This window comes from Devosia naphthalenivorans, from assembly GCF_003056355.1.
Lineage (GTDB): Bacteria > Pseudomonadota > Alphaproteobacteria > Rhizobiales > Devosiaceae > Devosia > Devosia naphthalenivorans.
The window spans coordinates 115145-130592 of the sequence record NZ_PYVW01000007.1; the positions used below are offsets into that span (position 1 = coordinate 115145).

At 64.1% G+C, this 15448-nt stretch carries 15 protein-coding genes; 10 read left to right on the plus strand and 5 right to left on the minus strand.

All coding sequences use genetic code 11. The features are described 5' to 3' along the window. Positions 1-3: 3 nt before the first annotated feature. From C8264_RS11190 to C8264_RS11230, 9 genes are all read left to right on the plus strand, one after another. The gene (locus C8264_RS11190; protein ID WP_108461059.1) at positions 4-1068 is read left to right on the plus strand and encodes an iron chelate uptake ABC transporter family permease subunit; all 1065 of its coding nucleotides are present in this window, start codon (positions 4-6) and stop codon (positions 1066-1068) included. A 2-nt stretch (positions 1069-1070) separates the two neighbouring features. Beyond that, positions 1071-2129: a FecCD family ABC transporter permease gene (locus C8264_RS11195; protein ID WP_108461060.1), complete on the plus strand. Its 1059-nt coding sequence runs from the start codon at positions 1071-1073 to the stop codon at positions 2127-2129. Then, the gene (locus C8264_RS11200; RefSeq protein ID WP_108461061.1) at positions 2129-2947 is read left to right on the plus strand and encodes an ABC transporter ATP-binding protein; all 819 of its coding nucleotides are present in this window, start codon (positions 2129-2131) and stop codon (positions 2945-2947) included. The genes C8264_RS11195 and C8264_RS11200 overlap by 1 nt, the downstream gene beginning before the upstream one ends. A gap of 4 nt (positions 2948-2951) precedes the next feature. Beyond that, positions 2952-3911, plus strand: a complete 960-nt coding sequence (locus tag C8264_RS11205) for an iron-siderophore ABC transporter substrate-binding protein (RefSeq protein ID WP_162783583.1) — start codon at positions 2952-2954, stop codon at positions 3909-3911. 68 nt (positions 3912-3979) lie between these two features. Further along, positions 3980-4867, plus strand: coding sequence for a helix-turn-helix transcriptional regulator (locus C8264_RS11210; protein ID WP_108461063.1), 888 nt, complete (start codon positions 3980-3982; stop codon positions 4865-4867). 119 nt (positions 4868-4986) lie between these two features. Beyond that, positions 4987-7128 carry a TonB-dependent siderophore receptor gene (locus tag C8264_RS11215; RefSeq protein WP_162783584.1) on the plus strand — a complete coding sequence of 714 codons (2142 nt, stop codon included), beginning with the start codon at positions 4987-4989 and terminating at the stop codon, positions 7126-7128. Positions 7129-7206: 78 nt separating this feature from the next. Continuing rightward, complete coding sequence (gene exbB, locus C8264_RS11220) at positions 7207-8025, plus strand: tonB-system energizer ExbB (RefSeq protein WP_108461065.1); 819 nt, start codon at positions 7207-7209, stop codon at positions 8023-8025. Next, a complete protein-coding gene (gene exbD, locus C8264_RS11225; protein ID WP_108461066.1) occupies positions 8025-8480 on the plus strand; it encodes a TonB system transport protein ExbD in 456 nt (151 codons plus the stop codon). The genes exbB and exbD overlap by 1 nt, the downstream gene beginning before the upstream one ends. Then, complete coding sequence (locus tag C8264_RS11230; protein WP_108461067.1) at positions 8477-9391, plus strand: energy transducer TonB; 915 nt, start codon at positions 8477-8479, stop codon at positions 9389-9391. Before exbD ends, C8264_RS11230 begins: the two co-directional genes overlap by 4 nt. Positions 9392-9416: 25 nt before the next feature. Here C8264_RS11230 and C8264_RS11235 read toward each other — a convergent pair whose 3' ends face one another. Next, positions 9417-10322, minus strand: coding sequence for an AraC family transcriptional regulator (locus tag C8264_RS11235; protein ID WP_108461068.1), 906 nt, complete (start codon positions 10320-10322; stop codon positions 9417-9419). A gap of 98 nt (positions 10323-10420) precedes the next feature. Between C8264_RS11235 and C8264_RS11240 the strand changes: the two genes are divergently transcribed. Further along, positions 10421-11167 carry an SDR family oxidoreductase gene (locus C8264_RS11240; RefSeq protein WP_108461069.1) on the plus strand — a complete coding sequence of 249 codons (747 nt, stop codon included), beginning with the start codon at positions 10421-10423 and terminating at the stop codon, positions 11165-11167. A gap of 9 nt (positions 11168-11176) precedes the next feature. Here C8264_RS11240 and C8264_RS11245 read toward each other — a convergent pair whose 3' ends face one another. From C8264_RS11245 to C8264_RS11260, 4 genes are read right to left on the minus strand one after another with little or no spacing between them, the layout of a single operon-like run. Further along, positions 11177-11929 (minus strand): SDR family oxidoreductase, encoded by a 753-nt coding sequence (locus C8264_RS11245; RefSeq protein WP_108461125.1) that lies wholly within the window; start codon positions 11927-11929, stop codon positions 11177-11179. A 44-nt stretch (positions 11930-11973) separates the two neighbouring features. Then, a complete protein-coding gene (locus tag C8264_RS11250; RefSeq protein ID WP_108461070.1) occupies positions 11974-13371 on the minus strand; it encodes an NAD(P)H-dependent oxidoreductase in 1398 nt (465 codons plus the stop codon). Between the two features lie 25 nt (positions 13372-13396). Beyond that, a complete protein-coding gene (locus tag C8264_RS11255; protein ID WP_108461071.1) occupies positions 13397-14911 on the minus strand; it encodes a tripartite tricarboxylate transporter permease in 1515 nt (504 codons plus the stop codon). A gap of 30 nt (positions 14912-14941) precedes the next feature. Then, the gene (locus C8264_RS11260; protein ID WP_108461072.1) at positions 14942-15424 is read right to left on the minus strand and encodes a tripartite tricarboxylate transporter TctB family protein; all 483 of its coding nucleotides are present in this window, start codon (positions 15422-15424) and stop codon (positions 14942-14944) included. Positions 15425-15448: the final 24 nt, after the last annotated feature.

Below are 15448 nucleotides of genomic sequence, written 5' to 3' on the forward strand. Positions count from 1 at the left end.
GTGATGAGCGCCACTATCGCGACAAGCCAGCAATTGGCCCGGGCGGCGGCCAAGCGGCCGGGCTTGGTGGAAACCAATGCAAGGCGCTGGTTCTGGCTCGCGGTGGTTGTCCTGGTTTTGCTGGCGACGATTCTGGCCAGCCTGATGGTGGGGTCGCGCGATCTCGGCATTGGCAGGGTACTCGATGCGCTCTTTGCTTATGACGACAGTGACGAGCACGTTATCGTCATCGCGCTGCGGCTGCCGCGGACCATTCTGGGGCTGGGTGTCGGGCTGGCGCTGGGCACGGCCGGTGCCTTGATCCAGGCGCTGACGCGCAATCCGCTGGCCGATCCGGGCCTGCTGGGGGTCAATGCCGGCGCCTATTTCGCCGTGGTGGTTGGGGTGGGCGCGTTCGGGCTGAGCGGCATTGGCGGCTACATCTGGTTTGCGTTTGCCGGGGCAATCGTGACGACAGTGCTGGTCTATTTGGTCGGGTCGGCCGGACGAGGCGGCGGCACGCCGGTGCGGCTGACATTGGCGGGCGTGGCGATCGGCGCTGTGCTGTCGGGCATTTCGGCGGGGATCACGCTGCTCGATCCAGGCACGTTCGACCGCCTGCGGCACTGGGCAGCCGGCTCGCTGGTCGGGCAAAGCCATGAGACCATCCTCGTCACATTTCCCTTTATCGCCGCCGGCCTGCTGCTCGCTTTTGTGGTAGCCCGCCCGCTCAATGCGGTGGCGCTTGGTGATGATCTGGCGCTGTCCGTTGGGGTAAGCGTCAGGCGCACGCGCGTGGTGGTGATCCTCGCCACCACCCTGCTGGCGGGCGCTGCGACGGCTGCGGCCGGGCCGATCGGGTTTGTGGGGCTCATGGTGCCGCATCTGGCGCGCTGGATTGCGGGCACCGACCAGCGCTGGATTTTTGCCTATACGGCCGTGTTGGCGCCTATCCTGCTGCTGGCGGCAGACATCGTGGGACGGCTGGTGCTGCGGCCGGGCGAATTGCAGGTGGGCATCGTCACCGCCTTCATCGGAGCGCCGGTGCTGATTGCGCTGGCGCGGCGGCGCAGGGTCAGCGGGTTGTGAGCATGCTTCCCGCAACCATCAATTTCGGTCATCGCGCGCAGGCGCTCCGTCCGTTCGGCGGCCGGTTGTCACGGCTGATCGGCATACGCAGAATGGTGGTTTGTGCTGGCCTAGTTGTGCTGGCGCTTGGCTTCGGTTTGCTCACGCTGGCCAGCGGCGACTTTCCTGTGCCGCTTGGAGAGGTGTTCCGCGCCCTGGTGGGGCAGGCCGAACCAAGCGTGCAGATGGTTGTCGTCGAGTGGCGCCTGCCACGCGCTGCGCTGGCGCTGCTGCTTGGTGCTGCACTCGGGCTGTCCGGCGCCATCTTCCAGTCGATCACGCGCAATCCCCTGGGCAGCCCCGACATTATCGGGTTCGAAGCGGGCGCATACACGGGCGCTCTGCTGGTGATGGTTGCTTTGGGCGGTGGCTATCTGATGGTGGCTGGCGGCGCGCTGGTGGGTGGCCTGGTCACGGCCGCGCTGGTTTATGGCCTCGCCTGGCGGCACGGCGTGCAGGGGTTCCGGCTCATCATTGTCGGCATCGGCGTTTCGGCCATGCTGACCGCGTTCAACAAGTTCATGCTGTTGCGGGCGCAGCTTGAGGTCGCCATGAGTGCCGCAATGTGGGACGCCGGATCGCTCAACGGATTGGGGCTGGATCGGCTGCTGATTGCCGCCTTGTTGCTGCTGGTGCTGATACCAGCCAGCCTGCTGCTAGCCCGGCCCATGGCGCAATTGGAAATGGGCGATGATGCGGCGAGCGCCCTCGGCATTTCGGCGGAACGGACGCGGGTCCTGCTGATGGTGCTGGGCGTTGCCCTGATCGCAACCGTCACCGCAACGGCGGGACCGATCGGCTTCGTCGCGCTGGTTGCCCCCCAATTGGCGCGGCGCCTGACGCGGGCGGCGGGCGTTGCGCTATTGCCCTCAGCCGCCATGGGCGCACTGCTGCTCGTTGCCGCCGACTATCTGGCGCAGCGCGCCTTTGCCCCCACCCAATTGCCTGTCGGCGTGGTGACGATCAGCCTGGGCGGGATGTATTTCGCCTGGCTGCTGGTCGCCGAAGCGAGGCGTCAATAATGGACAACAGCGTGCCCCATAGCAGGCTTCATGCAGACGACGTGACCATCGGCTATGACCGCCAGGTGATTTCCAGCAATCTGTCGGTCGCTATTCCCGATGGTAGCTTCACCGTCATCGTCGGCGCCAATGCCTGCGGAAAATCGACATTGCTGCGGGCGCTGGCACGGCTGATCAAGCCCAGTGCCGGGCAGATCGTGCTGGATGGCAAGGCCATCTCCGATTATCCGGCGCGGGAAGTGGCGCGACGGCTGGGGCTATTGCCGCAAAGCTCGATTGCCCCCGATGGCATCACCGTGGCCGACCTCGTGGCGCGCGGCCGCTATCCGCACCAGAGTTTCCTCCAGCAATGGTCGGACGCAGACGAAGCGGCCGTGATCGCGGCGATGAAAGCGACCCACATTACCGCCCTATCCCATCGGCGCGTGGATGAGCTGTCGGGCGGACAGCGGCAGCGCGTCTGGATCGCCATGGTGTTGGCGCAGGAAACACCATTGCTGCTGCTCGACGAGCCGACCACCTATCTCGACATCACCCACCAGATCGAGCTGATGGAACTGCTGCGCGCCCTCAACCAGCGCGGCGGCAAGACGGTGACAGCCGTGCTGCACGACCTCAACCAGGCCTGCCGCTATGGCACTCATCTGATCGCCATGCGCGATGGCGCTGTGGTCGCCGAAGGTGCGCCGCGCAACATCATGACGGCCGAACTGGTGGAGGCGGTGTTCGGGCTGGCCTGCGTCATCATCGAAGACCCCATCGCCCATACGCCGCTGGTCATTCCGCGCGGGGCGCCCACGCCTGTTGCAGGAGTATAGTGCTGTGAAACTGTCCATCGTCGTTGGCCTTGTGGCGCTGCTTGGCCTCTCATCGCCCGTCCTGTCGCAGGAGGCCTTTCCCGTGACCATCACTCACGGCTTGGGCGAGACAATCATTCCCGACGAGCCGCAGCGGATCGTGACCATTGGCTGGATCACCCAGGATGTGGTGCTGGCCCTGGGAGAAGTGCCGGTCGGCATTCCCCTGCAGGAATGGGGTGGCGACGAAAACGGCGTTCTACCTTGGGTTGCCGACGCGATTGCCGAACTGGGTGGTGAGTTGCCTACGCGGCTCAATCCGCAGCAAATCTCCTACGAGCAGATTCTGTCCTTGCGGCCAGACCTGATCCTGGCACCCTATAGCGATCTGGATGCCGAGAAATATAGGCGGCTCTCGGCCATTGCGCCGACCGTGGCGTGGGCGACTGGTCCCTGGTCAGGCACCTGGCAGGACGTGACGACGACCGTAGGCCAGGCGTTGGGAAAGACGCCGGAAGCAGAGACTTTGGTCGCCGGCGTCGAGGAAAAGCTCGCTGCCGTCGCGCAAGCCCATCCCGAGTTCAGCGGTCGCAGTTTCACCTTCGGCTATGCCGATCCGGGCAGCAACGGCTTGGGGATTTACGTTGCAAGCGATCCGCGCGTGCAAATGCTGCAGGAGCTTGGCTTGGTGCTGTCGCCGGGGGCTGCAGCCTTGCCGAGTGACGGCGCCTTCTACGTGCCGGTGAGTTTCGAGAATCTGGGTTCCGTCGATGCAGACGTGCTGATCACCTGGCATGGCGATCAGTCCGAGCTGGAGGCACTCAATGCCAATCCCTTGTTTGCGCGTTTTGCCCCCGTCGCCTCCGGCCGCCATCTGGCGGTGGTCGATCGCTCGTTTGCCATTGCCCTGTCGGCGCCATCGGTCTTGTCGATTCCTTGGTCGGTCGATCGACTGGTGCCGCTGCTGAGCGCCTTGCTGGGCTGAAAACGACGGCTGGCTCGCGCGTTATTTTCTGATAAGATGACACAAAGCGTCATCTTTAGAGTACACCCGTGTTTCACCCCAACATGCAGGCCAGCGTCGAAGGTTTTGCGCCCAGCACCATGCCTGCTTGGCGCGTCTGGCCGGGCGTGATGGCGGACGTGTGGGATGTGGATGGGTTTGCCGGGGCGCGCGGCGAATATGTCTCCTCCCATCCCCGGCTGTTCGTGGTGCTGGAGCAAACCAGTCCCGGCACTATCGAAATCGCCACCGAGCGCCGGCAGCACTCCCCCGGAACACAGGGCCGGCTGAGCTATATCCCTGCGGGAATGCGCACCTTTTCCTTCGTCGGCGAGCAGACCCATCTGCGGCACCTGGATCTGCATTTCGACATTGACCTGCCCTTGAGCCGGCTTGCCGATGCGATCGACAATGACAGGCTCGAAATGCCCCGCCTGATGTTCGACCATCCGCGCCTGCTGACCCTGGCTACGCTCATGGCCCAGGAATGCACCGGGCCCGGACTGCATGATCTTTATGGCGAGAGCCTTGTCACCGCCATGCTGGTGGAACTGTTCGAGGTCGGCCGCACCCGTCGAGATGACCGCGGCGGCCTGTCGCCACGGCGGCTACGGATGGCGCAGGAATATCTGGAAGACAATTGCCTGCGGACGATCCGGCTCGGTGAAATCGCCGGCAAGCTCGGCCTGTCCCAATCCTATTTCTGCACGGCCTTCCGTGCTTCGAGTGGGTTCACGCCACATCAGTGGCTGATGCGCGCCAGGATCGATCGGGTCAAATCACTGCTGAAGGATAGCGGCAGCCGGTTGAGCGACGTTGCAAGCGTCGCCGGCTTTTCCGATCAGGCGCACATGACCCGTGTATTCAAGCAGTATGTGGGCGTGACGCCTGCTGCATGGCTGCAACACCACGGTGGAAAGCCTGCAACGGATCGATAAATCCTTCAAGCGACAGCAAGGATATACAATCGCCGGCGCTTAAGTTGAGATATCTCGTCACCATATTTTCTTCATGCCTGCGGCCAGATTGTGTCGGAGGCAATCAAAGGGGCTCCTGCATGACGTCGTCCTCTCGCCGCGCCATAACCCGGCTGCTGCTCATCACCACGGCCCTGGCTCCCATGGGTGCAGCCCATGCCCAGAGCCAACTCATTGCTCTGGGCGAAATCGTGGTCGAGGCTGACGGCGAAACCGGCGAAGGCTACGCCGCTGTTTCCACCACGGCAGGGTCCAAGCTGGCTTTGGCCGTCAGTGAAGTGCCGCAATCGGTCTCGGTGGTGACGCGGGAGCAGCTTGATCAATATCCCGGCGCCAAGGCAGACGAGACTCTGCGCTATTCTGCCGGCGTGAACCCATCGACCTATGGCACCGATGCTGATACCGACTGGCTCTATGTCCGCGGCTTCCAGGCCGACCAGAGCGGCATGTTCCTCGACAATCTGCCGCTCTACCAGACCGGCTTCGGCACCTTCCTGGTTGATCCCTTCCTGCTGGAGCGGATCGAAGTGCTGAAGGGCCCTGCATCGGTGCTTTACGGCGGCGCCAATGTCGGCGGCATCGTCAATTATGTCAGCAAGCGTCCCAATGGCGAGCGGTTCCTGCGCACGGAAGCCGGCGTCAACAATTTCGGCAATGCCTATGTCGGCCTCGACGGGGGCGACGTGCTGGCCGATGGCGATCTGTCCTATCGCGTCACCGGCAAGCTTTCGGGTGGCAGCTGGGAGACCGACGACGCCCAGGATCTGCGCGGCAATGTGCTGGGTAGCGTCAAGTGGACGCCCAGCGAAGCCACGGCGATCACCGTTTACGGCTCTTACCAGAACGTCGGCCTTGACCATACCTCGACCGGCTTCCTGCCCTATTTTGGCACGCAGGTGGATACGACTGATGGCGTTCGTATCCCGCGCGACCTCAACTATGGCGAGCCGGATGCCGACCATTACGACCGCCAGCAGATCATGATCGGCTACGAACTCGAGCACGAGATCAATGGCGACTGGACCGTCCGGCAGAACGCGCGCTATGCCACCGTCGATCTGACGGAAGAATTCGTCTACGGCAACGGCAATCTCATCGGCACCGAACTGCCGCGCATCCGCTTCGGCCACGATACCGAAGTGGGCACGATCAGCATCGACAATCAGCTTGAAGGCAAATTCGACACCGGTCTGCTGGAGCATCGCCTGCTGGTCGGCCTCGACTACAAGAACTACCACATCGACCAGAGCCAGGCTGTCAATAACTGGCTGACGCCGGTGCCGCCGATTGACGTGTTCAATCCGGTTTATGGCGCCGCCCTGCCGCCACTGGCTGCACCCTATCTCGACAACGAAATCTCGCTCAACCAGCTTGGCGTCTACGTTCAGGACCAGATCCGGCTGGATGACCTCATCCTGACGCTCAATGGGCGCTACGATCACGTCCGGACCGATCTGGACAACTTTGTCAACGGCACCTCGACCGGCCGTGAGGAAGGCAACTTCACCGGACGCGTGGGCCTGGGCTATGAATTCGACAATGGCCTGACGCCCTATGTGAGCTATGCCACCTCGTTCAATCCGACGGTTTCGACCGATGTGGACGGCAATCTGCTGCGCAGCGAAACGGGCGAGCAGTGGGAAGCTGGCGTCAAATACGCGCCCGACTTCTTCGATGGGCTGATCACCGCGTCGGTTTTCAACATCGAGCGCGCCAATGTATCGGGTCCCGATCCATTGTTCCCCGGCACGCAGGCCGCCATCGGCACCGTCAACCTATGGGGCGCGGAACTTGAAGCGGCCGCCAATGTGGGCGACTTCACCGTCAAAGGTGCATTGACCCTCCTCGAAGCCGAAGTGCTGGAATCTGCCGGCTCGGCGTTCGATCCGGTCCCTGCCGGCAATTCGCCGGTGCAGATCCCCGAGCTCACGGCATCGCTCTCGGTCGAATACACCATCCCCGAAGGTGCGCTGGAAGGCGTTGCGGTCGGGGCTGGCATGCGCTATCTCGGCGAAAGCTGGGCTGACAATGCCAACACCACCCGGGTCCATGACGTCGCGTTGTTCGACGCGAGCCTGCGTTACAAAAAGGACGATTGGGGCGTGGCTCTTACCGTCTCCAACATCTTCGACACCTCCTATGTGTCCAGCTGCCAGTCGCTCACCTCGTGTGGTTATGGCGCTGGCCGCACGGCGACGCTGAGCGTGCACAAGAGCTGGTAACAGCTCACTGGCACTGACAATCACGGATGTTCCGGTCGCTGCGGCGGCCGGAACATCCATTTCCAAGGTAGCCGGTCCATGCCGTTCAATATTGTCCTTCGTTCAAGCTGGCTAATTGCAGCACTCGGCCTGCCGCTGCTCACGACTTCACCTGCCTGGGCGCAGGACGCGCTTGAAGGCGCCAGCGTCGTATCGGCGAACCTGCCGCATGATCTGTCGCCCTGGGCCATGTTCATGGCGGCCGACTATGTGGTCAAAGCGGTGATGATCGGCTTGGCCTTCGCCTCGGTGCTGACTTGGATCATCCTCGTCGCCAAGGTGCTCGAGATCGCCGGCGCCACGCGGCGGATGCGCCGGACGCTCAGGCTGGTCAGCGATGCCCGATCACTGGACGAAGCCCTCCAGGCGGCGCAAAAACAGCGCGGCACCGGCACGTTGCTGCTGCGCGCAGCCGAGGGCGAAGTGTTGCTGTCGCAGGATGCGTTGGACAATGCGGGCGGGGATGGCCTCAAGGATCGGGTCGCATCTCGTCTCGCGCGGCTGCAGGCGGCAGCCGGCCGCAGGCTGTCGCGCGGCACAGGCGTATTGGCAACCATCGGCTCGACCGCCCCGTTTGTCGGCCTGTTTGGAACCGTGTGGGGCATCATGAACGCCTTTATCGGCATCTCCCAGGCCCAGACCACCAATCTGGCAGTGGTTGCACCCGGCATCGCCGAGGCATTGCTGGCCACCGCCATCGGCCTTGTGGCCGCCATTCCGGCAGTGGTCATCTACAACGTCTTCTCCCGCTCGATCACCGGCTATCGGCAATTGGTGGCGGACGTGACCGCGGGCATCGAGCGACTGGTGTCGCGCGACCTGGATTATCGCGTGGCTCCCGCCGGGGATCAGCGCTGATGGCCGGCCGCATCCGCGAGAGCGGAGGAGACGAGGACGACCTCGCCGAACAGCACGAGATCAACGTCACTCCGTTCATTGACGTCATTCTCGTGCTGCTGATCATCTTCATGGTCGCCGCTCCGTTGGCGACCGTCGACATCAATGTCGACCTGCCACCCTCGAGCGCCACCTCGCAGGCGCGCCCCGATGAGCCAATTTACGTGACCCTGCTCGATGATCTGTCGCTGACCATCGGCAATGAAGCGGTCAGCCGGGACAATCTTGGTCCGGCGCTTGATGCCCTCACCGGCAGCGATCGCGAGCAGCGCATGTTTCTGCGCGCCGACAAGGCGGTGCCTTATGGCGAGTTGATGGCCCTGCTCAACCAGTTGCGAGCGGCGGGATACCTCAAGGTAGCGTTGGTGGGGCTCGAGACGGCTCCCGCGGTTGCGGAGGGGCAAGCGGGTCCATGACACGTCCCGGTCAGGTCGATACGGCGGCTTTCGGACGTGTCACCGCGGGTGATATCGCGCGGTGGGCGTTTGCATTTGTCCTTGTGGCGGGTGCGGCTGGCGCCGGCAGTGTGCTGGTGCAGCGTTGGAGCCCTCCGGCGCTGGCCATGCCGGGGGAAGAGCCGGCGATCCTGATTGACTTGGCGCCTGTCCCCGAACCCGTGGCGGAGACGCCACCGGAGCCCGAGATCGTCGAGCCGGAAGAGCCGCCGGCGGAGGAGCAGCCAGCCGAACCGGAGCCACCGCCTCCACCACCAACAGTTGAGCCCGAGCCTGAACCACCGGCGGTAGAACCACCGCCGCCGGAGCCCTTGGTCGAGCCGCCGCCTCCGCCCATCGCTGAGCCGGAGCCAGCGCCTTTGCCGGAACCTGAGCCCGAACCAGAGCCGGAACCAGAGCCGGAAGGGATTGTTGCTGATGTACCGGCGCCCGTCACCATGTCGGCGGAGTTGCGGAGGCGGCGCGAGGAGACCCCAATCACGCCTCGAACCCAGCCTCGGCGTGAGCCCGAGCCACCCGCCGCCGAGCCAGCCCAACGGCCTCGGGCTGCCGCGACCCAGCCTGCCGCCGCCCCTGCTGCGAGCCGAATTTCTCCCGAGGAATGGCAATCGCAGGTGCTGCGGCAACTGGATCAGCGCAAGGTTTATCCGCGCGATGCCCGCCAGCGTGGCGAGGCCGGCTCCGTGCTGATTTCCTTTTCGGTGGACGGCAGCGGGCGGATCAGCGGCATCGGCGTGGCACGCTCGTCGGGCTTTCCATCCCTGGACCAGGCGGCCGTCGACACCGCGCGGGAAGCCTCGCCCTTGCCCGCGCCGCCAGCAAATCTGGTCGGCAGAGCACTGTCGGCCACTATAAGATTTGCGCTGCGATAGAGCCTGTGCGCTACAGCCGAGTGATCTACGCGACATTGTCTCGCGCGTATTGGGTGGGAGGCACTCCGACAAAGCGCGTAAACGCAACACTGAACGCGCTGGCCGATCCATAGCCGACACGTTCCGCGATCTGCTTCATCCCGCCCTCCCGCCGGCGCAGCAGGTTCTTTGCCAGAGCCATCCGCCACGACAGCAGGTACTCCATCGGCGATACCCCAACTTCCTTGCGGAACCTGTCGAAAAACACCGAGCGTGAAAGGGCGGCCTCATTCGCGAACTGCTCCACCGTCCATTGCCGTGCGGGCTCTTCATGCATGCGGCGGATGGCGGTGGCGAGGCGAGCGTCTGCCAGCCCTCGCACCAGGCCGGGTGACGCCATGTTGTCCGATGCGGAGCGGAGGGCTTCGATGAGCAACACCTGCAACAGCCGTTCAAGCACCATTTCACGGGCAGGACGATTATCCTGCGCCTCACTTCGGATCAGTTGCACGATCATGGGCAGGCGCTGCTGCCCACGCACATGGATAAGCCGGGGCAGCAACGCGACGAGGAGCGCGGCATCGGGCGATCCGAACGCCAGTCGCCCCACCAGGATGCGCATATTGGGCAAGCCATCCGGGTCGCCATGGCGCGTCTCGTCGCCCAGTTTGGTGACGGCGAGCGGGTCACCTATGCTGCCCTCGCTGCCTTGCTCGGTGCTCACCATGGTGAACCGTTGGGCTGCGGGAACCAGGATGAAATCGTTCTGCGCCAGATCGAGGTCGCCCAGTCCCTCGATCGAGATCCGGGTTGATCCTTCAAGGATCAGGCAAAACAGCGGCTCCCCATTGCCGGAGCTTTCCACTCGCCACGCACCGGAGCCGCTGGCGGCTTTCGAAAACGGCAAGCTCGGCTGCAGCAAGGCGACGACTTCGGCAAAGGGATCGGTCATTCCGGACTATCTCAAATGGAAGCTGGACGATCCAATATAGAAAGTCTTGCCCCCGAGGTCCACATCGGTGTCGTGCAATGCCACCAAAGGAACTCGCCATGAAGACCGTACAGATTACCGGCTGCTCGTCTGGCTTCGGCCTCGATATCGCTAAATATTTCCTCGCACGCGATTGGAAGGTTATCGCGACGATGCGCACGCCGCGCGGAGATATCCTCCCGCCATCGGACAATCTGCTCATCCTGCCGCTCGATGTCACCAGCGACGAGAGCGTGCGCAATGCCGTCGATGCGGCCGGACCGATCGATGTCCTGGTCAACAACGCCGGCATCGGTTGGCTCAATGCGCTTGAAGGAACGCCGATAGATGTCGCGCGCGAAATTTTCGAAACCAATACGCTGGGGACCATGCGAATGACCCAGGCTGTGCTGCCCCAGTTCCGGGAACGAAAGTCCGGCATGGTCATCAACGTCACCTCGAGCGTGACCCTGAAACCCTTGCCATTGCTGTCGGTTTATACGGCCAGCAAGGCGGCCGTGAACGCCTTCACTGAGTCCCTGGCGCTGGAACTGGAGCCGTTCAATATCCAGGCCCGGATCGTGCTGCCGGGCTCGGCACCTGACACCAGCTTCGGCGCCACCGCCTTCTCGCGTATTCAAGGCAATGGCGGTTTCCCCGATGCCTATGCTGGCCTTGCCCGAGAGGTCCTGGCCACCTTGCAGCAGCCGGACGCGCCCAAGACTCGCTCGTCAGATGTTGCGGAGGCGGTCTGGCGGGCCGCAACCGATCCGTCGTGCCCTGTCCGGCTGCCGGCCGGCGCTGACGCGGTGGCGCTCGCCGCGTAGGGGTTCCGTCTATCCTCGGCCGACGAATGGCATCTGGGTGGCCATGACGGTCATGGTCAAGACGTTTGCCTCGAGCGGCAGGCCGGCCATGTAGCTCACGGCGCGGGCGATGTGGCCCGCGTCGATGGTCGGCTCGGCGGCCGTCGAGCCGTCGGCCTGCAGCACGCCCTTGGCGATGGTCGTGGTCATCTCCGTCCCCGCATTGCCAATATCGATCTGGCCGCAGGCGATATTGAATGGACGCCCATCCAGCGCCGCCGCCTTGGTCAACCCGGTGATCGCGTGCTTGGTTGCGGCGTAGGGGGACGACCAGGGGCGGGGCGTCGTGGCGGACACCGAGCCATTGTTGATGATCCGGCCGCCCTGCGGGTTCTGCGCCTTCATCACCCGGAATGCAGACTGGGTGCAAAAGAATGCGCCCGTCAGGTTGGAATTGACCACATTGTGCCACTGCTCAGGCGTGGTGTCCTCGAGCGGCACCAGGGGCGCGTTGATCCCGGCATTGTTGACCAGAAGATCGAGCCGTCCCCATTGCCGGACGACAGCGTCGAACACGGCCTGCACCGCGGGGGCATCGGCAATATCCGCCGGCAACGACAGGGTATTGGCCCGGCCCGGATCGAGTTCGGCGGCCGTCGCTTCCAGCACTTCCCGGCGGCGCCCCACCAGCGCTACCCGAAAGCCGTCCGCCAGCAGGGCCCTGGTGATCGCCTTGCCCACGCCTGTCCCGGCGCCGGTCACGATTGCGCTCTTGCCTGTCATCTTGAACCCCAAGGAAATTTGCGAAAGCTAGATTACCCCGGCAATCACCGGCCAGGGAAGAAACCTGCGTCCTGCTGCTTACGCAGGGTCCAGAGTTCGGAAGTCTCGTCGATTTCGATGTCCGCAAGGCGGATCGGCGTGTCCTTGGCCACCGGGCGCACGAGCCGCTGGCCTGCCGCGAGGTAGAAGGGCACCACCGTTTCCAGCCCAAGCGGTCCAGCCGGCACCATGCGGGCCGAGACCTTGTCGATGGAATGATGATGGCCGCCCATGGTGAGCACGGTGCCCGCCGGCAGGTCGGCGTCGGCGTGCGCCACGAGGTCCGCATGGTGGCTGGGCTCCTGTGATCCGCTCGAAACGCCGCGCAAAGCCATTTCCAGCACGCTGGTCGCCGCCTCGAGGCCGAGCAGATGGCGGGGCAGATAGAGCATGGCGGTGCGGCCCGAGCGGCTGAGAACATGCCCCTTGTCGCGCAACATCGCCCAGGTCACTTCATCGTCGCAGCGCACCACGACGAAGACGCCACCGGCAAAGCTCACCTCGTTCGGCAGGCGCAGGCAATGGAACACGTCGAGCCGCCGCGTGCCGGCAAGCAGCCCGCCATCAGCTTGCATGGCGAAGAAATCGGCGACTTCCCCAATGGCGGCAATGGGCGCGTGCAAGTCCGGCCGGTCGGGCAGGAGGCCGGTGGCATTGGCGACAACGGTGAGTTCGCAAAGGTCGGGCACCGCCCGCTGCGGCAGCGCCGATGCTGCGGCGGCCCGTCCGGCCGCGACCTCCGCGCAGCCGCGCGCCCCCAGATCGAACCAGGTGGCAAAGTCGGGAGCGCTGACGGTCCGGCCGTTGCTGGTGAGCGTCTGCGTCGCGGGATCGAAGACGAAATCATATTCGCTCGACTTGCCGGCAGCGATGATCTCGAGCCCGATCACCTCGGCCCAGGTAATCAGCCCGATCAGCAGGCTGGGCTGGTCGCCATCGACCGGGGAAACAAGCCTGCCGCGCTCAAGCGCCCGCCGGGCCAGTTGGGGACCAACCACGCTGTCCACTTCCTTGGAGACGAGGGCCACGTGGCGGCCCGCATCCACTGCTGCGCGAACATGGCGCGCGCCTGCTTCGGGCTGGCCGGTTGCCTCCACGACCACGTCGATGGGCAGCTCGAGCACCGTTTCGAGCCGGCTTGCGGCAATGTAGCGGCCCGCGTCCCAGGCCTGCCGAGCCGCTTCCCGCGTCTCGCAGATGCTGATATCGGCTGCGGCAATCCCCGCCGAACGCATCGATTCGGCGGCGACTTCGGCCGAGACATCCACCGCGACCCGCGTCTGCATTAGCGGAACCCGCAAGCCCTGCGCCAGAAAGCTCCGTCCGAAGCCTCCAGTGCCTACAATGCAAGTCTGCACCGGCGTCGTGCGGTCGGAGGCAGAAAAATAGGTATGAAAGTTCATTGCAGGATCTGCCTTTGAGAGCGCGTTACTGTGCCGAGCGCAGCGTGCCGCGGCTGCGGAATTTGGAAACAAGCCGCGACAGTTGCGGAACGAGCACCAGGATCAGGGCCAGCGTCATGATCGAGCCCACCAGCGGGTTGGACCAGAATACCCCCAACGAGCCGTCCGAAAGGATCATCGACTGATGGAAGGCGTTCTCGGCCTTGTGCCCCAGCACCATGGCCAGCACCAGCGGGGCCAGAGGATAGTTGAGCTTGCTGAAGAGATAGCCGATCACCCCGAACAGCAGCACCAGCCATAGATCAAACGTGGCGCTGCTGACGGTGTAGGCGCCGACAAAGCAGATGGCGACGATGACCGGCCCGATGATGGCGAAGGGGATGCGCAACAGGGCAGCGAACATCGGCACGGTCGCCATGACCAGCACGACGGCCACGATATTGGAGATATACATCGAGGCGATGAGGCCCCAGACGAAATCCGGCTTGGTGGCGAACAGCATCGGACCGGGGGTCAGGCCCCAGATCATCAGGCCGCCCATCATCACCGCTGCCGTGGCGGAGCTGGGCACGCCCAGCGCCAGCATCGGCAGCATGGCGCAAGTGCCGGCCGAGTGATCGGCCGTCTCGGGCGCGACAATGCCTTCAGGGCGGCCCTTGCCGAACGGCTCGCCCGGCCGCGACCATTGCCGGGCTACGCCGTAGCTCATGAACGAAGCCGCGGTGGGGCCGCCGGGGGTAATGCCCATCCAGGTGCCGATGGCCGATGAGCGCAGCAAGGTCGCCCAGTAGCGCGGCAGTTCGGCGATGGTCCGGAAGACGTCGCGAAGATCGATGCGGGAGGTGACGCCGCGGAAGCGCAGCCCGTCCTGTACCGTCATCAGCAGTTCACCAATGCCGAACAGCCCGATCACGACGACAAGAAAGCTCACCCCACCCATCAGTTCGTTGACGCCGAAGGTGAGGCGCAGCGTGCCGGTGATGGTATCCATTCCCACGGTGGAGAGCGCCAGCCCGACCAGCAGGGAGATGATGGTCTTGAGCGGGGCGGAACTGCCCATGCCGATAAAGGCGCAGAAGGCGAGGAAATAAACCGAGAAATATTCCGGCGCGCCGAAGCGGAGCGCGAACTCGGCCGCCCAGGTGGATAGGAGCGTGATCACCACGACCCCGACCAGCGCGCCGATGCCGGCCGACATGAACGCCAGCGTCAGCGCCCGCGTGGTCTGGCCCTTTTGCGCCATGGGATAGCCGTCGAATGTGGTGGCGACCGAGGATGGCTCGCCCGGTATGTTGAAGAGGATCGAGGTCGTCGATCCGCCGAACAGCGCCCCCCAATACATGCTGGCCAGCAGGATGATGGCCGAAACCGGGTCCATAGTGAATGTCAGCGGGATCAACAGCGAGACGCCGTTGGGCGCCCCCAGCCCCGGCAGCACGCCAACGATCAGCCCCAGCATGACGCCGACCACCATAATGCCGATATGCATGGGGGTGATGGCGACCTGAAAGCCCTCCATCAGCAATCCGAAATTTCCCATGGTCGTCTCTCCTCGTCCCGAACGGGCCGATCAGTAGATTTTCAGGAAGGCTTCCAGCGGCCCTTTGAGCAGCGGAACCTTGAACAGGACGTCGAAGACGACAAACAGGAACACGGCAAAACTGATGCCCAGGGCGGCGGCCCATAGCGGGTTGTACTTGCCTTGCCGCCAGGCCACGTAGAAGAGGTAAAGCGCGGCGCCGACATAAAGGCCAAGCACCAGCGTGACCGCGACGAAGGCAACCATCGGCAGGAAGAAACCAAGCAGACGCATGGCCTGCTCTTGTTCGAGGAAAACTTCGGCCTCACCGCGATGCACGATGACCGTCCACACCGCGTTCGCAAAGCCCGCGGCGGCCAGCAGCAGGCCCACATAGAAGGGGAAATACCCCGCATCGGGGCCGGAATCGGTCCAGCCGACGCCCAATTCAAGCGAGCCGCCCGCCACTACCACGCCCGCAATCGCAGTGAGGCAGGCGACGAGGATCTCCATGTGAATGCGCTTGATCACCATAGCCAAGGTCTCCGCACTGGCATG